This window comes from Pelagibius sp. (assembly GCF_965227505.1).
Taxonomy (GTDB): Bacteria; Pseudomonadota; Alphaproteobacteria; order Kiloniellales; family Kiloniellaceae; genus Pelagibius.
This window is the reverse complement of record NZ_OZ245757.1, coordinates 343,258-361,311: the sequence shown is the minus strand read 5'-3', so window position 1 is coordinate 361,311 and position 18,054 is coordinate 343,258. Positions and strand designations below refer to the sequence as shown.

The following is an 18,054-nucleotide window of genomic DNA, read 5'->3' as shown; positions in this document are numbered from 1 at the left end:
TTGCCGCCTTTGCATCAGAGCCGCTTGGCTGCAGGCCTCCAAGGTCGACAAGGTCTCCAGGCACTGCAGATTTCTTTGGCCGTGCACCCCGGAACGGCGCCCGGCTTGCCGCACAAGCTGCACTGCACGCGCCGATAAAGAGTGGCCGATCAAAGAGTTAGGAATACCTAATATAAAAGAGTCTAATAAAACAACTTCTACGCGATATGACTATAATCTTTCTAGATTAATCAAAGATCCATCAATGACGTTTAGATTAGCCTCAAAAAAGAGGTCGGCGATCGAGTGGGTGGAGCAATCTTGATCGGAGCTGGCCATGACTAAGTTTAACGTCCTTTCATACCTCGGGAATCTGAAGCTGCGCGCTAAGATTCTCGGGCTCGTCGGCGTGCTATTGGCGATTGTCGGAGTCAACGCCGCCATCACGCTGTGGAAGCTGGATTTGATCGGCACGGAGATCGCCGACCTCGCAGAGGTCGACGTTCCGCTGACCAGCCATGTCTCGCTGCTGACCGTGGCGCAGCTTGAAAAGGCGATCCTCTTCGAGCGGGCCCTGCGCCTAGCGCCGATGATTCGGTCGGACAGCCACGCAGAGGACCTCTATCTCAGCGCGCGCGAGAACTTCGACGCCCTCAACGAGGTGGCCGAGACTGAGCTGAAAAAGGCCAAGGACTTGGCGCAGTCGGGCATTGAGCGGGTGCATACGGCTGAACAGCGCGCCGAGATGGAAAGCGCCCTTAAACAGCTCACGGTCATTGATAAGCACCACCACGACTACGTCGTCCATGCGCGCGAGATCTTTACCCTGATCGACTCTGGCGCGCTGGCGGAGGTCGAGGAGAAGGCCGAGGCGGTTGAGGCGGAGCAGGATGTCCTGAGCAAGGAGCTGGAGCATCTAGTTGCAGAGCTCGAGGCCTTCACCGAGGCGGCGGCCCTGAAGGCCGAGGATGACGAGAAGCGCGCCTTTGTGCTGCTTGCGACCGTTTCGGGGATCGGGATCGTTGTGGGGCTCGGGCTTGGCTGGTTCATGGCCAACGGGCTCTCCCGGCCGCTGGGCCGCGCCGTGGACACCGTGAAGGCCCTGGCTGACGGCGACACCTCGGTCGAGTTGAAGGTGGACACCAAGGACGAAGTCGGCGACCTCGCCCAGACCATCGAGGTCTTCCGCCAGACGACGATCAAAGCGAATGAACTGGCCGAACAGCAGAAGGCCGAGGAGGAGCGTCAGAAACAACGCCTGCTGCGCCAGTCCGAGCTGACCCGCGATTTCGACCAGAAGATTCAGATTGTGCTCGAGACGGTCTCCTCGGCGGCCACCGAGATGCAGTCGACCGCAGGCTCGCTGACCTCGACCGCGGAGCGCACCTCTGCACAGTCCAGCTCCGTGGCTGCGGCTTCGCAGGAAGCCTCCGCCAACGTTCAGACGGTGGCGGCGGCTGCCGAGGAGCTCTCCAACGCCATCGCCGAGATCAGCAACCAGGTGGCGCAGTCCACCTCGGTCGCCCAGGGCGCCGTGGCCCAGGCGCAAAGCGCCAATACGGAGATGCAGAGCCTGGACGATGCCGCCCAGCGCATCGGCGAAATCATGGCGCTGATTTCCGACATTGCCGAGCAGACCAACCTTCTGGCTCTCAACGCCACCATCGAGGCAGCCCGGGCGGGCGAGGCCGGAAAGGGCTTTGCCGTGGTGGCCAACGAGGTCAAGTCGCTGGCCAACCAGACCGCCAAGGCCACCGAGGATATCTCCCGCCAGATCGGCGAGATGCAGGAGGCCACCGGCGGGGCGGTCGGCAAGATCAAGGAGATCGCCACGACGATCACCAGCATCAACGAGATCTCCACCAGCATCGCCTCGGCTGTGGAGGAGCAGACCGCAGCGACCCAGGAGATCGCCCGCAACGTCGAACAGGCCGCCGCCGGCACGGCGGAGGTCGACAAGAACGTGACCGGCGTCTCCCAGGCGGCCGAAGAAACCGGCAGTTCCGCCAAGGATGTCCAGGACGCCGCCAGCGAGCTGTCGCGCCAGGCGGACACCATGAAGACCAATGTCCAAAGCTTCCTCGACGGCATCCGCAAGTTGGATGAGAACAAGGCGGCATAGAAACTGGGTCTGGCGTTGATTGGGAGAGCCCGACCGAGAGAGGCGGCGGATGCAGGGTGCATCCGCCGCTTTGCTTTTCAGCGATCCATTTTCTGCGGGAAATCTGTTTGAAAACCCTGTATCCATCGGCCTCGGAGCAGGCAGCCGTTGAGCTGCCGCACCACGGGAGAACGATGCAGGACACGAAAGACGGAGAGGACCGCAGGAACCATGACGGCAATCATCGACATCAGAGGCAGGGAGATCCTGGATTCCCGCGGCAACCCGACCGTCGAGGTCGACGTGACGCTGGAGAGCGGCGCCTTCGGGCGCGCGGCGGTCCCCTCCGGCGCTTCGACCGGCGCGCATGAGGCCGTCGAACTGCGCGACGGCGACAAGGGGCGCTATGGCGGCAAGGGTGTCCTTGCGGCCGTCGAGGCCGTCAATCACGAGATCTTCGACGTGCTCTCCGGTCTCGATGCCGAGGACCAGGTTCACGTCGACCAGACCATGATCGATCTCGACGAGACCGACAACAAGGGTCGCCTGGGCGCCAACGCGATCCTCGGCGTCTCCCTCGCTGTCGCCAAGGCGGCGGCGGAAGAGGCGGGCCTCCCGCTCTATCGCTATGTCGGCGGCAGCTATGCCCGGACCCTGCCGGTGCCGATGATGAACATCGTCAACGGCGGCGCCCATGCCGACAATCCGATCGACATCCAGGAATTCATGATCATGCCGGTGGGCGCCGACACCCTGGCGGAGGGCGTGCGCATGGGCGCCGAAATCTTTCATGCCCTGCGCAAGGGCCTGAAGGACGCGGGGCACAACACCAACGTCGGTGACGAGGGCGGCTTCGCGCCGAACCTGGCCTCCACCGACGAGGCCCTTGGGTTCGTCGCGCGGGCCACCGAGGCGGCGGGCTACAGCCTTGGGGACGACGTGGTGCTGGCGCTCGACTGTGCCTCCACGGAATACTTCAAATCCGGAAAGTACGAGCTGGAAGGCGAGGGCAAGAGCCTCGATTCCGGCGCCATGGTGGACTACCTGGTCGAGCTCTGCGGCCGCTATCCCATCGCCTCCATCGAGGACGGCATGAGCGAGGACGACTGGGACGGCTGGAAGCTGCTGACCGATGCCCTGGGTGAGCGGGTCCAGCTGGTCGGTGACGATCTCTTCGTCACCAATCCGGTGCGGCTGCGCGACGGCATCGAGAAGGGCGTGGCCAACTCCATCCTCGTCAAGGTGAACCAGATCGGCACCCTGTCCGAGACCCTGGAAGCCGTGAACACCGCACACAAAGCGGCCTATACGGCCGTGATGTCGCACCGTTCCGGCGAGACGGAGGACGCGACCATCGCCGATCTGGCGGTGGCCACCAACTGCGGTCAGATCAAGACCGGTTCGCTCTCCCGCTCGGACCGCCTGGCCAAGTACAACCAGCTCATCCGCATCGAGGAAGAGCTCGGCACCAGCGCAATCTACGCCGGGCGCGTGGTCGGGACCGGGTGATCCGCGGCGGTGTCGCAGTTGCCGGGGGCGGCAAAGAAGAGTCCAAAACGAGTCCAAAGGCGGAACACCTGGGCCGCCGGACTCTTTCCTGAATCTATTTGGAATCCTTGACTCTTTTTTCCTTGACCGGGCGAATCGGGGTGTGATTCGCTGCCGGTCATGCGTTTGCTCCGAGAGATCAAGACCCGCGCCCGACAGGCCGTCCCCCAGGTTCTTGCCGCCTGCATGGTTGCCTACTTCGCATACCATGCGATGAACGGCGACCGGGGCTTCTATGCCTGGATCCTGCTGAAGCAGGAACAGCAGCAGGTGATGGCCAAGGCGGACAGCCTGGAGGAGGAACGCGGCCGGCTGGAACGGCGCGTCGCCCTGTTGCGCGGCGCGACCCTGGACCCCGACCTGCTGGAAGAGCAGGCGCATGCAATCTTGAACTACGGGGCCGAGCGGGACCATGTTATCTTTCTGGAACCCGCTCTGCAGCGCTCTCCGGCGCTTCCATGATCAGCCAGAAGGATTGCTTCTTTCAGGTTTAACGTATATTGTGTTAATTCACAATTATGCAATATAAATCAAAAGATTAACCAAGATTGCATCCCTGCATCGGTTGCGTTAAGCTGCGCCGGCAATCCGGCGGAGACAAACCGCCTTTGACCCTTTGCGCAACGCAGGGAGCCCCCCTATGGCAAGCACCAAAGCGACGGCGTCGCGCGGCGGCAAACGCAAGGCCGCCGCAGCACCGATCAAGGTTTCCGTCGAAGACCTTCAGAGTTACTACCGTGACATGTTGCTGATCCGCCGCTTCGAGGAGAAGGCGGGGCAGATGTATGGCATGGGTCTGATCGGGGGCTTCTGCCACCTCTACATCGGACAGGAAGCGGTCGTGGTCGGGGTGCAGGCGGCCATGGGCCCGCTGGACACCGTTCTCACCTCCTACCGTGACCATGCCCATATGCTTGCCTGCGGCATGGATCCGAAGGGCGTGATGGCCGAGCTCACCGGGCGCAGCGGCGGCTATTCCAAGGGCAAGGGCGGCTCGATGCACATGTTCAGCCGCGAAGAGCGCTTCTTCGGCGGCCATGGCATCGTCGGCGCCCAGGTGCCGCTCGGCACCGGCTTCGCCTTTGCCCACCGCTATCTCGAGGAAGACGCCGTCTCGATCACCTATCTCGGTGACGGCGCCCTCAACCAGGGCCAGGTCTACGAGTCCTTCAACATGGCGGCGCTCTGGTCGCTGCCGGCGGTCTACGTTATCGAAAACAACAAGTACGGCATGGGGACCTCGATCGAGCGTTCCTCTGCAAAGAGCACGGAACTCTATAACCGCGGCCAGGCCTACGGCATTCCGGGCATTCAGGTCGACGGCATGGACGTGCTGGCGGTGCGCGAGGCGGCGGAAAAGGCCCTGGGCCACGCACGCTCGGGCAAGGGCCCCTTCATCATGGAGATGCTGACCTACCGCTACCGCGGGCATTCCATGTCCGACCCGGCCAAGTACCGCTCGAAGGAAGAAGTTCAGAAAGTGCGCCAGGAGCGCGACCCCATCGAGCGGCTGCGCGGCATCATGATCGAGCGCAAGGTGATGGACGAGGATCGCCTGAAGGCCCTGGACAAGGAAGTGAAGGCCATCGTCTCCGAGGCGGCGGACTTCGCTCAGACCAGTCCGGAGCCCGATCCCAGCGAGCTCTACACCGACGTTTACGTCTAAAGCACCGAGACAACACCGGCACGGCCAGCGGCGTCTGCCGCGTCAGCCGACGGATGCAATCTCCCGGGAGGGACCATGCCAATCGAAGTACTGATGCCGGCGCTCTCGCCGACCATGACCGAGGGGAAGCTGGCCAAATGGCTGAAGCAGGAGGGGGACGAAGTCTCCTCCGGCGATATCCTGGCGGAAATCGAAACCGACAAGGCGACCATGGAGGTCGAGGCGGTGGACGAAGGCGTTCTCGGCAAGATTATGGTCGCCGAGGGGACCGAGGAAGTGCCGGTGAACCAGGTGATCGCCGTTCTTCTGGAAGACGGCGAGGACGCTTCGGCGATCTCCGTCTCGGCTGCGCCCGCAGCGGTCCCTGCTGCCGCACCGGAAGCGCCGACAGCCGAAGCCCCGCCGGTCGCAGCAGCACCCCCGACCGCGACGCCGGCGCCCGCCGAGCCCGAGTGGACCGGCGCCACGGTCACCCAGACCGTGCGGGAAGCGTTGCGCGACGCCATGGCGGAAGAGATGCGCAGCGACAGCCGTGTCTTCCTGATGGGCGAGGAAGTCGCCGAGTACCAGGGCGCCTATAAGGTCAGCCAGGGCCTGCTGGACGAGTTCGGCCCCCGGCGCGTGGTCGACACGCCGATCACCGAGCACGGCTTTGCAGGTCTCGGCGTCGGCGCGGCCATGTACGGCCTGAAGCCCATCGTCGAGTTCATGACCTTCAACTTCGCCATGCAGGCGATCGACCAGATCATAAACTCGGCCGCCAAGACCCACTACATGTCCGGCGGCCAGATTTCCTCGCCGATGGTGTTCCGCGGCCCCAACGGTGCGGCGGCCCGCGTCGCGGCCCAGCATTCCCAGTGCTACGCCTCGTGGTATGCCCACATCCCGGGTCTGAAGGTGGTCTCGCCCTACTCGGCCGCCGATGCCAAGGGGCTCCTCAAGTCGGCGATCCGCGACGACAATCCGGTGATCTTCCTGGAGAACGAGATTCTCTACGGACAGAGCTTCGACGTGCCGGACAGCCCCGACTGGACCGTACCCATCGGCAAGGCGCGCATCGCCCGGCCCGGCAAGGACGTTACCATCACCGCCTTTTCCATCATGGTGGGCAAGGCCCTGGAGGCGGCCGAGACCCTGGCGGCCGAAGGCATCGACGCCGAGGTCATCGATCTGCGCAGCCTCAGGCCCCTCGATACCGAGACCATCGTCGCCTCGGTGCAGAAGACCAACCGCTTGGTCAACTGCGAGGAGGGCTGGGGCTATGCCGGCATCGGTTCGGAGGTTGCTTCCGTTGTCATGGAACAGGCCTTCGACTGGCTCGATGCGCCGGTGAAGCGGGTCTGCGGCGTCGACGTGCCGATGCCCTATGCCGCCAACCTGGAAGCCCTGGCGCTGCCGCAGGCGCACGACATCGTCGCCGGCGCCAAAGAAGTCTGCTACCGCAGCTAGGCCGGCGGAAGAGGGAACGAAGACATGCCGATCAATATTCTCATGCCGGCGCTCTCGCCGACCATGACCGAGGGCACGCTGGCCCGCTGGCTGGTGAAAGAAGGCGACGAGATCGCCTCCGGCGACGTCATCGCGGAGATCGAAACCGACAAGGCGACCATGGAGGTCGAGGCCGTCGACGAAGGCACCATCGGAAAGATTTTCGTGGCCGAGGGCACTGAAGCTGTGCCGGTGAACCAGGTCATCGCCGTGGTGCTGGAAGACGGAGAGGATGCCTCCGCCATCGGCGACGCCCCGGCCGCGCCGACACCGGCTGCGGCGCCCGGCGAGGCGCCAACCCCTGCGCCGGCTCCTGCGCCAGCAGCCGGCACCAACGGCGCGGCCCCGCCGCCCGCCGCTGCAATGGCCCCGACCCCTGCCGCCGCCCCGGCGGCGCCGGGCGCGCGGATCTTCGCCAGCCCCCTGGCCAAGCGCATCGCCAAGGAGCGCGGCGTCGATCTGGCCACGGTGCGCGGCAGCGGCCCGCACGGCCGCATCGTCAAGGCCGATGTCGAGGTTGCGCCCGTGGGTGCTGCCGCGCCTGCCATGGCCCCGGCGGCTGCGCCTGCCGCAAAAGGGCCGGCAGCGCCGGCCCCGAGCGGTCCGGGAGCAAAGGAGATGGCCGACCTCCTGGGCATGGCCTACACGCAAGAGCCGCTCAGCAGCATGCGCAAGGTCATCGCCAAGCGGCTGACCGAGTCCAAGCAGCAGGTGCCGCACTTCTACCTGACGGTGGACTGCGAGGTGGACGAGCTGCTGAAGGTGCGCAAGGAACTGAACGGCCGTTCCGACGACTACAAGATCTCGGTGAACGACTTCGTCATCCGTGCGGTCGCCCTGGCGCTGAAGAAGGTGCCGGCGGCCAACGCCTCCTACGACGACTCGGGCCTGCTGTTCTATGAGCACGCCGACGTGTCGGTGGCCGTGGCGACGCCGGCCGGACTGATCACGCCGATCATCAAGGCGGCGGAAGGCAAGGGGCTTGCCACCATCGCCAACGAGATGAAGGATCTCGCCGTACGCGCCCGCGAGGGCAAGCTGACGCCCGAGGAGTACCAGGGCGGCACCTTCTCGGTCTCCAACCTCGGCATGTTCGGCATCAAGGACTTCTCCGCCGTTATCAACCCGCCGCAGGGCTGCATCCTGGCGGTGGGCGCCGGCGAGCAGCGCCCGGTGGTGAAGGAGGGCGCCCTCTCGGTGGCTACGGTCATGAGCTGCACCCTCTCGGTCGACCACCGGGTGGTGGACGGCGCCGTGGGCGCCGAGTTCCTGGCCGCCTTCAAGAAGCTCATCGAAGATCCGCTGTCGATGCTGCTGTAGGCGGCGTCTCTATCCAGGAGGACGCAGCTTGAGAAGGCTGGCATTGCGATTGATGGCCTGTCTGATGGCTTTCGCAGCCATGCAGAGCGCGGCGCTGGCCGATCCGGCTGCCGTCGATCAGAGCTTCGACGCCTACAAGCAGGCGCTGGTGGAGGGAGACGGGGCTGCCGCCTCCCGCCTCACGGCCTCCGACACCCATGCCTTTCTGGCGCAGACGCTCGACCGGGCGCTGACCATGGAGGAATCGGAGCTGCGGGCCCTGCCGCTGCTGGACCAGATCTCCGTCCTGATGCTCCGGCACAACATGACGGCCGAGCAGCTGCGCGGCATGACCGAGAGCGATCCGGTGGCCTACGCTGTCGATCAGCAGGCTTTCGACATGGAGGAGGTGCAGAAGCTGACGGCGGAGCCCTTCAGCGTGAACGGGACCCAAGCGCAGGCGCCGCTGTCCAACCTCAAGGGCTCGCCGATCCCGGTGAACGTGCATTTCAAGGAAGAGCAGGGCACCTGGCGCTTCGATCTCTTGTCTTCCATCGCGCCTTTCCGCGCCGTCTTCGAATCCCAGGCCGGGCTGCTCTCGAAGCTGCAGACCAAGGATGGCAAGGGCGGGGCGGTGCCGCTGATCATTCATCTCATCACCGGGCGCGCGCCCGATGCGAACATCTGGAACCCGCCGGGCTGATCCGGCGTTTGGAGGTTGCTGTGGCTGATACGAACTTCGATCTGATTGTCGTCGGTGGTGGGCCGGGCGGCTATGTAGCGGCGATCCGGGCCGCGCAACTGAAGATGAAGGTCTGCGTCGTGGAGCGGGAGCACCTGGGCGGCATCTGCCTGAACTGGGGCTGCATCCCGACCAAGGCGCTGCTGCGCTCGGCCGAGATCTATCACTACATGCAGCACGCCGATGCTTATGGTCTGTCGGCCAATGGCGTCGGCTTCGACCTCGGCAAGGTGGTGCAGCGCTCGCGCGCCGTCTCCAAGCAGCTCAACGGCGGTGTCGGACACCTCTTGAAGAAGAACAAGGTGACGGTGATCGACGGCGAGGCCAAGCTGAACGGGCCGGGCAGGCTGACCGTCTCCAAGGACGGCAAGAAGGTCAGCGACCTGACCGCGCCGCATATCATCCTCGCCACCGGTGCGCGGCCGCGCGCGCTGCCTGGCATCGAGCCGGACAAGAAGCTGATCTGGACTTACTTCGAGGCCATGGTGCCGGAGACCATGCCCAAGAGCCTGCTGGTGATCGGCTCAGGCGCCATCGGCATCGAGTTCGCCTCCTTCTTCCGTTCAATGGGGTCCGATGTGACTGTCGTCGAGGTGATGCCCCAGGTCATGCCGGTGGAGGACGAAGAGATTTCCAAGCATGCCCGCAAGCAGTTCGAGAAGCAGGGCATCAAGATCATGACCGAAACAAAGGTGACGGCGGTGAAGAAGAACGGCGACAGCGTCACCGCGACCATCGAGGACAAGGCCGGCAAGACCTCTCAACTCACCGTCGACCGGGTGATCTCCGCCGTCGGCGTCCAGGGCAACATCGAGAACATCGGCCTGGAGACCACCAAGGTCAAAACCGACCGGGGCTGCATCGTCATCGACGAATACGGCCGCACGGCCGAGCCCGGCATCTATGCCATCGGCGACGTGGCGGGCCCGCCCATGCTGGCCCACAAGGCCGAGCACGAGGGGGTGATCTGCGTCGAGAAGATCGCCGGCCTCAACGACGTCCATCCGATGAAGAAAGAGCAGATCCCCGGCTGCACCTACTGCAACCCGCAGGTCGCCAGCGTCGGCCTGACCGAAAAACGCGCCAAGGAGGCGGGCCACGACATCAAGGTCGGGCGCTTCCCCTTCATCGGCAACGGCAAGGCGATCGCGCTGGGCGAGCCGGAAGGTATGGTGAAGACCATCTTCGACGCCAAGACCGGCCAGCTTCTGGGCGCCCATATGGTCGGCGCCGAGGTGACCGAGCTGATCCAGGGCTACGTGGTGGCCATGGGGCTGGAGACGACGGAGGCGGAGCTCATGCACACCGTCTTCCCGCATCCCACCCTCTCGGAGATGATGCACGAGTCGGTGCTTGATGCCTACGACCGTGTCATCCATATGTAATGGGGAAGCGGGTGGGAACCTTGAAGGCGTCTGTAGACAGCCTATTTCCCTGCCCGGCCTGTGGTTTTCTGGTCTTCGAGGAGAGGCCCGGAAGCTACAGCTTGTGCCCGCTATGCGATTGGGAGGACTGCGCGGTCCAGTTGCGTTACCCTTTTGCGGCAGCGGGGCCAAATCGTCCGCTGGTCATCGAGCAGGAAGCGGCGCTGCGCCGGTTTCCCTTCGAGATGAAGGAGGCGAGAGGATTTCACCGTGATCCGGACTGGCGCCCCTTGCGGAGAGACGAAGCGGTGAGGTTTGCTTCCGGCCCAGAAGGCGGCCGGTCGTATTTTGAGGCCATACCCGACTATGACGTTGGCCAGGATCTGTACTACTGGCGCGGAAAGCAGGTAGACGATGAGTAGCGAGAGCACCACCGAGACCCCGCGGGTCCGCCACCCGGAGAAGGCCCATAAGCCGGACCAGGAGGTGAAGCGCAAGCCGGCCTGGATCCGGGTGAAGGCGCCGGTCTCCAAGGAATACCACGCGACCCGCCAGATCGTGCGCGACCACAAGCTCAACACGGTCTGCGAGGAGGCTGCCTGCCCCAACATCGGGGAGTGCTGGGCCCAGCGCCACGCCACCATGATGATCATGGGGGAGATCTGCACCCGCGCCTGCACGTTCTGCAACGTGTCCACCGGCAAGCCCGGCGCGCTCGATCCCTTCGAGCCGACCAACGTCGCCCAGGCGGTGGCGAAGCTGGGCCTGAAGCACGTGGTCATCACCTCCGTCGACCGCGACGATCTGGACGACGGCGGCGCCGAGCACTTTGCCCAGGTGATCCGCGCCACCCGCGATGCCTCTCCGGAGACCACCATCGAGATCCTGACGCCGGACTTCCTGCGCAAGGAAGGCGCCGTCGAGGTGGTGGTCAATGCCAGGCCCGACGTCTTCAACCACAACCTGGAGACCGTGCCGCGGCTCTATACCGAGGTGCGGCCCGGCGCGCGCTACTTCCACTCCCTGCGCCTGCTCGACGAAGTGAAGCGCCAGGACCCGGCCATGTTCACCAAGTCCGGCATCATGGTCGGTCTGGGCGAGACCAAGGAAGAGGTCCTGCAGGTGATGGACGACCTGCGCTCGGCCGACGTCGACTTCCTCACCATCGGCCAGTACCTGCAGCCGACGCCCAAGCACCACGTGGTCGATCGCTTCGTCACGCCGGAGGAGTTCAAGCAGTATGAGACCATGGCCTACGGCAAGGGTTTCCTCATGGTCTCGGCGACGCCTTTGACCCGCTCCTCCTATCACGCCGGGGAGGACTTCGCCCGGCTGCGCGCGGCGCGGGAAGCCAAGCTGGCCGCGGCGGGTTAGTCGTTTTTCAAGATTGCCCAGGTTAGTCTGCCGCCCATGCCCACCCACTCGGAAAAACGCGTCCTGCCCTATACGCCGAGGCAGCTCTTCGACCTCGTGGTCGATATTGAGCGCTATCCCGAATTCCTGCCCTGGTGCCTGGGAGCGCGGATAAAGTCGCGGCGGGAGGACGTGATCGTCGCCGACCTGATCATCGGCTTCAAGATGTTCCGCGAGCGCTTCACCAGCCAGGTCCATCCCAACGCGGACGAGTACCGCATCGATGTCTCCTATGCCGAAGGGCCCTTCAAATACCTTCAGAATCACTGGGTCTTCGAGGATCACCCGGAAGGCTGCCAAATCGACTTCTATGTCGATTTCGAGTTCCGCAACAGGATTCTGCAAAAGGTCATCGAGACCCTGTTCCACGAGGCGGTGCGCCGCATGGTGGCCGCCTTCGAAACCCGTGCCCGGGCGCTCCATGGGGAAAACGGGCTGCGCGAAGAGCAACCTTCCCTGGCCAAGACCGGCAGCGAGCCCTGAGGCCTCGAGGATTGCCAGCGCTGCGGCGGCAATACGGTCTATCTTCTTTCTATCGACGCGTGCATGGCGTCCGGCTATCGTGACCGGCGCCAGGGCCGGGTGTCGCCGGCTGAATTGCCCCCCAACGTCAGCGGAGCAGGACAATCTGCAGCAGGGACCCGGATCTCGTCAGCGTCGGCTGGGCCTACAGCACTACTGACGCCGGCCTCGCCATGGCGATGCTGAGGACCGCCGGCATTCCGGTCTTCGCCCAGTCTCTCCACTTCCTCTCCGTAGCGTGGCACCGCTCGCAGGCGCTCGGCGGGATCGCCATCATGGTGCCGGCCTCGGAGGCCGGGACCGCCGCCGATATCCTGGCCGGCTTTCAGGGGACGTCAAGCCGATGGCGCGGCCTCTACTACATCCTGCTGGCAGTGGTGGTCGCCCTCTGGGTCGCGGTGCCGCCGCCGTCCAACGGGTTCTCCGCCGCTGCGCGGCCCGCCCTGGCCGCCCAAACTCCAAAGGTTTCTGAACCGTAACGGCTCTTGGCATTTCTCGCCGGATCGACTATGTCTCTGCTTATGAACTATTTGGCCGTCATCACTGTGACCACCACCACCACGACCCGCACCGGCGGGCCGCGGGGGGTTTTGTTGCGCTGATTTCGACAGCTTAGGCCAACACCCACACGGGGCTCCGCCGGAAACGACGGGGCCTTTTTTGATTCCGGTTCCGTCGTCTCCAGCCCGCTCCGCCAACGCGAGAGAGGATGAGAACAATGGAAGACCAGGATCACCGCGTCATCGCCCGGCGCATGGATCTCTTCCACCAGCAGGAAGAAGGGCCGGGGATGATCTTCTGGCATCCCCGCGGCTTCGCGATCTACCAGCTGATCGAGGAGGAGATCCGCGAGCGCATGCGCGCCGCCGGTTTCCAGGAGGTGCGCACGCCGCAACTCCTCGACCGTGCGCTCTGGGAGGCCAGCGGTCACTGGCAGAAGTTCTCGGAGGAGATGTTCGTCTTCGAGGACGGCACCCAGCAGCGCGCCCTGAAGCCGATGAACTGTCCGGGCCACGTGCAGATCTTCAAGAGCCGGCTGCGCTCCTTCCGCGACCTGCCGCTCAGGCTCTCGGAGTTCGGCGCCTGCATGCGCAACGAACCCTCCGGCGCCCTGCTGGGGCTGATGCGCACCCGCGCCTTCGTGCAGGACGACGCCCACATCTTCTGCCTGGAGGAGCATGTGGAAGAGGAGGTGGCGCAGTTCTGCCGCCTGCTGAAGGCAGTCTACGCCCGCTTCGGCTTCGAGGACGTGAAGGTCGGGCTCTCCACGCGGCCCGAGCAGCGCGCGGGAGAGGACGCGGTCTGGGACCGGGCCGAGGACATGCTGGCCGTGGCCGCGACGGCGGCGGGCCTGGACTATCGGCTGCAGCCGGGCGAGGGCGCCTTCTACGGCCCGAAGCTGGAGTTCGTGCTGCGCGACAACAAGGGACGGTCCTGGCAGTGCGGCACCATCCAGGTGGACCTGGTTCTGCCGGAGCGCCTGGACGCGGCCTTCGCGGACAGCGACGGAAAGCAGCGGCGCCCCATCATGCTGCACCAGGCGGTGCTGGGCAGCATCGAGCGCTTCCTGGGCGTACTGCTGGAACACCACGGCGGGAACCTGCCGTTCTGGCTGGCCCCGGATCAGGTGGTCGTGGCCTCCGTCGGTCCGGAGCAGGCGGCCTATGCCGAAGCTGTGGCGGCAGACCTCTCGGTCGCCGGCCTCCGGGCCGTCGCCGATATCCGCCACGAACGCCTGGGCAAGAAAGTGATGGATGCCCGCAACCTGGGTATCCCCGGCTTCGCCGTGGTCGGGCCGGAGGAGGCCGCCCGCGGCAGCGTTGCCCTGCGCCTGGGCAAGGCAGCGTCCGCTGACATCCTCAGATCGGACCTGGCCACACACCTTTTGCAGGTGACTGCAACCTAGGGCCAGGCCTGCACTGTCAGCCCGCCTGGCCCATGGCGAGGGCCGTGTAGAGGGTGATCAGGTTCACGCAGTTGAAGAGGCTGTGAATGATGAAGGGCGGCCAAAGGGAGCCGCTGTACTCCCGCGCCATGGCCAGGATGATGCCCATCAGGGTGAACGCCGGCACCAACGGCGGGATCCAGTGCAGCAGAGCGAAGCAGACGGCGCTTAAGAGCGCTGCGACAACGACGGAAAGGCGTCGGCGCAGCATCGGGTAGAGCAGGCCGCGAAACAGCAGTTCCTCGGTGAAGGGCACCAGCAGACCGACGAGGACCAGCAACGTGATCAGGTTGGCCCAGTCGAAGCCCCCTGCGCCCAGCACTTCCAACTGCGGGTTTTCGAAGTTATTGCCGATGAGGGGTTCAAGGAGCAGGCGGGAGAGCGCAACCAGGGGCACACAAAGCAGCCCGCCGGCAAGGGCAATGCGGTACCACGCCCGGTCGACGGAGCGGAAGCCGAGATCGGTCCAGCTTATACGCCGCCGGACGACGATAAGCAGGTAGACCAGCAGGATGAGGCTGCCCGACTGCAGCAGCAGGATGGGCACCAGACCGTTCTGTGACAGCGCCTCTCCAAAGGTCTCGGCCAGCGGTTTTTGCAGGGCGCCCAGAGCCAGGCCGACGACCAGAAAGAGGACGATCAGCAGGACGACGTCCCAGACCGTCACCGCCGGCAGCGGCCGCCGCGTTGCAGGTGGCCAGAACACCTAGGACAAGGCCCGCTGCAACAGCCGCAGCGCCTCTGTCACGGTGGCGAGACGCACGGCGCTCCGGTCGCCGGGGAAGACGAAACGTTCGGCCTCTGCCGTGGCGCCGCGCCGCGCCCAGCCCAGGTACACCAGGCCGACGGGCTTGGTCTCGGTCGCCCCGCCGGGGCCGGCAATGCCGGTCGCCGAAACGGCAACGTCGGCCTGGGAGTTGCTGAGCGCACCCTCGGCCATGGCAGCGGCGACCTCGGCGCTGACCGCGCCCGGCCCGGGATGGTCCAGCAGGTCCTGCGAGACGCCGAGCATCTGTGTCTTGGCCGCGTTGGAGTAGGTCACGAAGCCGCGCTCCACCACGTCGGAGGAGCCGGCGATCTCCGTCAGGCAGCCGGCGATCAGGCCGCCGGTGCAGGATTCCGCCGTTGCCAGCCGCTTGCCCGCCTTTCGGTAATGCTGCAGCAGGTCTTCGGCTTCGTTCAGCAGCAGATCGTCGAACACTAGGATCTCTCCAGGAGCCATAGGATTCCCACGGCGATCAGGGCGGCATAGAGCGCCGCGACGATATCGTCCGCCATGATGCCGAAGGCGCCCTTCAGATGGCGGTCCGCCCAACTGACGGGCCAGGGCTTCAGGGTGTCGAACACCCGGAACAGCACGAAGGCCAGCAGCACCTCCCGCCAGGAGAGCTGTTCCGGCCGCAGCGCCACGGCGAAGAGCACCAGCCACTGCCCGGCAACCTCGTCGATGACGATGGCGCCGGGGTCTTTCACCGCCATCATCCGTTCGTAGTTGCCGGCCGCCCAGAGGCCCAGCCCGAAAACGGCCGCCGTTGCGGCCAGCAGCCCCCAGGGCCCAGCCAGCCAGAGCACCAGCAGTCCGCAGGGCAGGGCGGCCAGCGAGCCCCAGGTTCCCGGCGCCCAGGGCAGCAGGCCGCTGCCGAACCAGGTGGCGAGCAGCGAGGCCGGGTGCCAGGGGGAGAGAGAAGCCATGGGCGCCAGCAAGCTGTGACGTCAGATAACGGGCAGGGCCAGGGTCGCGGTTGCCTGTGCGGCAACGCCTTCGCCGCGCCCGAGGAAGCCGAGTTTTTCCGTCGTGGTCGCCTTCACACTGACCCGGTCTTCAGACACGCCAAGCAGCGCCGCGAGCTGACTCCGCATCGCCTCGCGGTGCGGCCCGATCTTCGGGCGCTCGCAGATCAGCGTCAGGTCCACATGGGTGATCCGCCCGCCGCGCTCCGCGATCATGTCGCAGACGTGGGAGACGAAGATGCGCGAGTTCGCGCCCTTCCACTGCGGATCGCTTGGCGGAAAATGGCTGCCGATGTCACCGGCCCCCAAGGCGCCCAACAAGGCGTCGGTCACGGCATGAAGGCCGACGTCGGCGTCCGAATGCCCGACCAGGGCAGCGTCATGGCCGATCCGCAGGCCGCAGAGCATGACGTGATCGCCGGGACCGAAGGCGTGGACGTCGAAACCCTGGCCGACGCGCATCTCCGTGGCCTGGGCGCTGCGGATCCAGCGCTCCGCACTTTCCAGGTCATCCTGCGTCGTCACCTTGATGTTGGCCGGGCTGCCTTCGACCAGGGCAACCGCCAGGCCGGCGCGCTCGGCAACCGCTGCGTCGTCCGTCAGGGTCTGCCCGCTGGCGGCGCGATGGGCGGCCAGGATCGCATCGAAGTGGAAACCCTGGGGAGTCTGCGCCCGCCAGAGGCCCCTGCGGTCTTCCGTGCGCGAGACCCGCCCGTCCTCCTCGCGCTTGAGGGTATCCACCACAGGCAGGGCGGCAATGGCGCCGGGCCGATCGGTCAGGGCACCCAGCACACGGTCGATGGTCGCCCGGTCGATAAAGGGCCGGGCCGCGTCGTGGATCAGGGTGAGGTCGGGCGCGGTCTGCTCGAGGCTCTCCAGGCCCAGCCGGACCGACTCCTGGCGACTGCCGCCGCCGGGAACGGGCGCGGCGAGATCAAGCCCCTGGACCGCGTCGTCGTAAAGGTTGCGGTCGTCGGGATGGATGACGACCCGGACCCCGTCCACGCGGGGGTGCGCCAGAAACGTCAAAACACAGTGCCGCAGCACCGGCATCCCACCCAAGGGCGCGTATTGCTTGGGACGTTCGGTCCCGAAGCGCTGGCCACGGCCGGCTGCGACAATCAGCGCTGTTGCAGTACTCACGTCGGCGGGTCTCCGATTGGCCGGGGGCAGGTCTCCGATTGGCCGGGGCCGGGGGGCGGGACTCGATGTTCGTTCTGGGGCGAGCCTAGTGGGCGCTGGTGGCGCAGCCAAGAGGTGATATATAGAAGCAACCATGAGTACCCTAGCTTTATCTCTCTCGGCCCTGGTCTCATTGCTGCCGGCCACGGTGCTGCCCTTCGCGCGCCGTGTTTCCAACGGTGACGGCCTGTTCTGGCTGCTTCTGGTCGCGGCCATCGTCGGACCCGCCGGCTACAGCGTGGTCGCGCTGGCCGGAAGCTGGGAAACCAGTCTGCCCGCGGCGCTGTGGCTGGCGGTTGCCGTATCGCTGGCGCTCTTCGCGCTGCTGGTGGCCCTGGTCCGGGAGGCCTCGCGCCTGGCGCCGCTGCTGCTGCCCTATGCCCTCGTTCTCGGAGTTCTGGGGACCGGGCTGGAACCTCTGAGCGGCGAGCCGGGGCTCAGCACCGCCTTCGATGCCTGGCTTGCCGTCCATATCGCCTTTTCGGTCGCGACCTACGGGCTCTGCACCCTGGCTGCAGTGGCGGCCACGGCAGCCTTCATACAGGAAGGGGCCCTGAAGCGCCGCTCGCCCAGCAGTTTCACCCGCATGCTGCCCTCCGTCAGCGATGCGGAACGGCTGGTCCTGCGTATTCTGCTGGCCGCCGAAATCGTCCTTGGGGTGGGCATTGTCACCGGCATTTCAAAGCTTTACGTCTCCTCCGGCACCCTTCTGATCGTGGACCACAAGACCCTGCTGTCGTTGCTGGCCTTCGGCTTCATCGGGCTGCTCCTGGTGCTTCATTACCGCAGCGGTCTGCGCGGGCGCCGCGCAGCGCGGCTGGTGCTCGTTGCTTATCTCTTACTCACTCTGGCCTATCCCGGCGTCAAATTCGTAACGGGGTTTCTCGTCTCCTGAGCGTAAGGTCCTGTTTTTACTGTAATTTATCGAATTGCCCGTTTAACGGGCGGAAGCGCCCGCAACTCGCCTTCAAGCCCTCAATCGGCGTGACATCGCCCAATATTTGTGCATCATTCCGGTCGGGAGTGCGCAGCAAGGCACCGGAGTGCGGCTGCGCGGCAAGGGTTCAGGCATCG

18 protein-coding genes are annotated in these 18,054 nt (G+C 65.4%); 14 read left to right on the top strand and 4 right to left on the bottom strand.

Annotation, left to right across the window (positions count from 1 at the left end; genetic code table 11):
- Positions 1–316 precede the first annotated feature (316 nt).
- From ACO06P_RS01690 to thrS, 13 genes are all read left to right on the top strand, one after another.
- On the top strand, positions 317–2,101 hold the full coding sequence (locus tag ACO06P_RS01690; protein WP_420348285.1) for a methyl-accepting chemotaxis protein: 1,785 nt from the start codon (positions 317–319) through the stop codon (positions 2,099–2,101).
- Positions 2,102–2,311: 210 nt separating this feature from the next.
- Positions 2,312–3,589: a phosphopyruvate hydratase gene (gene eno / locus ACO06P_RS01685; RefSeq protein WP_420348284.1), complete on the top strand. Its 1,278-nt coding sequence runs from the start codon at positions 2,312–2,314 to the stop codon at positions 3,587–3,589.
- A gap of 159 nt (positions 3,590–3,748) precedes the next feature.
- Positions 3,749–4,090, top strand: a complete 342-nt coding sequence (locus tag ACO06P_RS01680) for an FtsB family cell division protein (protein WP_420348283.1) — start codon at positions 3,749–3,751, stop codon at positions 4,088–4,090.
- A 178-nt stretch (positions 4,091–4,268) separates the two neighbouring features.
- Positions 4,269–5,294 (top strand): pyruvate dehydrogenase (acetyl-transferring) E1 component subunit alpha, encoded by a 1,026-nt coding sequence (gene pdhA, locus ACO06P_RS01675; RefSeq protein ID WP_420348282.1) that lies wholly within the window; start codon positions 4,269–4,271, stop codon positions 5,292–5,294.
- A 75-nt stretch (positions 5,295–5,369) separates the two neighbouring features.
- A complete protein-coding gene (locus ACO06P_RS01670; protein ID WP_420348281.1) occupies positions 5,370–6,743 on the top strand; it encodes a pyruvate dehydrogenase complex E1 component subunit beta in 1,374 nt (457 codons plus the stop codon).
- 24 nt (positions 6,744–6,767) lie between these two features.
- A complete protein-coding gene (locus ACO06P_RS01665) occupies positions 6,768–8,102 on the top strand; it encodes a pyruvate dehydrogenase complex dihydrolipoamide acetyltransferase (protein ID WP_420348280.1) in 1,335 nt (444 codons plus the stop codon).
- Positions 8,103–8,166: 64 nt separating this feature from the next.
- On the top strand, positions 8,167–8,784 hold the full coding sequence (locus ACO06P_RS01660) for a hypothetical protein (protein ID WP_420348279.1): 618 nt from the start codon (positions 8,167–8,169) through the stop codon (positions 8,782–8,784).
- A gap of 20 nt (positions 8,785–8,804) precedes the next feature.
- A complete protein-coding gene (gene lpdA / locus ACO06P_RS01655) occupies positions 8,805–10,208 on the top strand; it encodes a dihydrolipoyl dehydrogenase (protein WP_420348278.1) in 1,404 nt (467 codons plus the stop codon).
- Positions 10,209–10,219: 11 nt separating this feature from the next.
- The gene (locus ACO06P_RS01650; RefSeq protein WP_420348277.1) at positions 10,220–10,609 is read left to right on the top strand and encodes a CPCC family cysteine-rich protein; all 390 of its coding nucleotides are present in this window, start codon (positions 10,220–10,222) and stop codon (positions 10,607–10,609) included.
- Complete coding sequence (gene lipA, locus ACO06P_RS01645; RefSeq protein ID WP_420348276.1) at positions 10,602–11,561, top strand: lipoyl synthase; 960 nt, start codon at positions 10,602–10,604, stop codon at positions 11,559–11,561. Before ACO06P_RS01650 ends, lipA begins: the two co-directional genes overlap by 8 nt.
- A gap of 36 nt (positions 11,562–11,597) precedes the next feature.
- Positions 11,598–12,083 (top strand): type II toxin-antitoxin system RatA family toxin, encoded by a 486-nt coding sequence (locus tag ACO06P_RS01640; protein ID WP_420348275.1) that lies wholly within the window; start codon positions 11,598–11,600, stop codon positions 12,081–12,083.
- Between the two features lie 212 nt (positions 12,084–12,295).
- Positions 12,296–12,601, top strand: coding sequence for a hypothetical protein (locus ACO06P_RS01635; RefSeq protein ID WP_420348274.1), 306 nt, complete (start codon positions 12,296–12,298; stop codon positions 12,599–12,601).
- A gap of 239 nt (positions 12,602–12,840) precedes the next feature.
- On the top strand, positions 12,841–14,028 hold the full coding sequence (thrS, locus tag ACO06P_RS01630) for a threonine--tRNA ligase (protein ID WP_420348273.1): 1,188 nt from the start codon (positions 12,841–12,843) through the stop codon (positions 14,026–14,028).
- 16 nt (positions 14,029–14,044) lie between these two features.
- On the opposite strand, the gene ACO06P_RS01625 is transcribed toward thrS, so the two are convergent.
- Genes ACO06P_RS01625 through ACO06P_RS01610 form a run of 4 tightly spaced genes read right to left on the bottom strand, consistent with a single transcriptional unit; the run spans position 14,045 to position 16,941 of the window.
- Positions 14,045–14,773: a CPBP family intramembrane glutamic endopeptidase gene (locus ACO06P_RS01625; RefSeq protein ID WP_420348272.1), complete on the bottom strand. Its 729-nt coding sequence runs from the start codon at positions 14,771–14,773 to the stop codon at positions 14,045–14,047.
- Positions 14,774–15,268, bottom strand: a complete 495-nt coding sequence (locus tag ACO06P_RS01620) for a CinA family protein (RefSeq protein ID WP_420348271.1) — start codon at positions 15,266–15,268, stop codon at positions 14,774–14,776. It abuts the gene before it with no gap.
- Entirely contained in the window at positions 15,268–15,759 is a 492-nt protein-coding gene (locus tag ACO06P_RS01615) for a phosphatidylglycerophosphatase A (protein ID WP_420348270.1), read from the bottom strand. Before ACO06P_RS01615 ends, ACO06P_RS01620 begins: the two co-directional genes overlap by 1 nt.
- 21 nt (positions 15,760–15,780) lie before the next feature.
- Positions 15,781–16,941: a bifunctional 2-C-methyl-D-erythritol 4-phosphate cytidylyltransferase/2-C-methyl-D-erythritol 2,4-cyclodiphosphate synthase gene (locus tag ACO06P_RS01610; RefSeq protein WP_420348269.1), complete on the bottom strand. Its 1,161-nt coding sequence runs from the start codon at positions 16,939–16,941 to the stop codon at positions 15,781–15,783.
- A 133-nt stretch (positions 16,942–17,074) separates the two neighbouring features.
- On the opposite strand from ACO06P_RS01610, the gene ccsA reads away from it, so the two are divergent.
- The gene (ccsA, locus tag ACO06P_RS01605) at positions 17,075–17,875 is read left to right on the top strand and encodes a cytochrome c biogenesis protein CcsA (RefSeq protein WP_420348268.1); all 801 of its coding nucleotides are present in this window, start codon (positions 17,075–17,077) and stop codon (positions 17,873–17,875) included.
- Positions 17,876–18,054: the final 179 nt, after the last annotated feature.

Excerpts from the sequence above, each read along its gene's own strand:
- ACO06P_RS01690 (WP_420348285.1), top strand. The coding sequence starts at position 317 with ATGACTAAGTTTAACGTCCTTTCATACCTCGGGAATCTGAAGCTGCGC.
- eno (WP_420348284.1), top strand. The coding sequence starts at position 2,312 with ATGACGGCAATCATCGACATCAGAGGCAGGGAGATCCTGGATTCCCGC.
- ACO06P_RS01680 (WP_420348283.1), top strand. The coding sequence starts at position 3,749 with ATGCGTTTGCTCCGAGAGATCAAGACCCGCGCCCGACAGGCCGTCCCC.
- pdhA (WP_420348282.1), top strand. The coding sequence starts at position 4,269 with ATGGCAAGCACCAAAGCGACGGCGTCGCGCGGCGGCAAACGCAAGGCC.
- ACO06P_RS01670 (WP_420348281.1), top strand. The coding sequence starts at position 5,370 with ATGCCAATCGAAGTACTGATGCCGGCGCTCTCGCCGACCATGACCGAG.
- ACO06P_RS01665 (WP_420348280.1), top strand. The coding sequence starts at position 6,768 with ATGCCGATCAATATTCTCATGCCGGCGCTCTCGCCGACCATGACCGAG.
- ACO06P_RS01660 (WP_420348279.1), top strand. The coding sequence starts at position 8,167 with ATGGCTTTCGCAGCCATGCAGAGCGCGGCGCTGGCCGATCCGGCTGCC.
- lipA (WP_420348276.1), top strand. The coding sequence starts at position 10,602 with ATGAGTAGCGAGAGCACCACCGAGACCCCGCGGGTCCGCCACCCGGAG.
- ACO06P_RS01640 (WP_420348275.1), top strand. The coding sequence starts at position 11,598 with ATGCCCACCCACTCGGAAAAACGCGTCCTGCCCTATACGCCGAGGCAG.
- ACO06P_RS01635 (WP_420348274.1), top strand. The coding sequence starts at position 12,296 with ATGGCGATGCTGAGGACCGCCGGCATTCCGGTCTTCGCCCAGTCTCTC.
- thrS (WP_420348273.1), top strand. The coding sequence starts at position 12,841 with ATGGAAGACCAGGATCACCGCGTCATCGCCCGGCGCATGGATCTCTTC.
- ACO06P_RS01615 (WP_420348270.1), bottom strand. The coding sequence starts at position 15,759 with ATGGCTTCTCTCTCCCCCTGGCACCCGGCCTCGCTGCTCGCCACCTGG.
- ccsA (WP_420348268.1), top strand. The coding sequence starts at position 17,075 with ATGAGTACCCTAGCTTTATCTCTCTCGGCCCTGGTCTCATTGCTGCCG.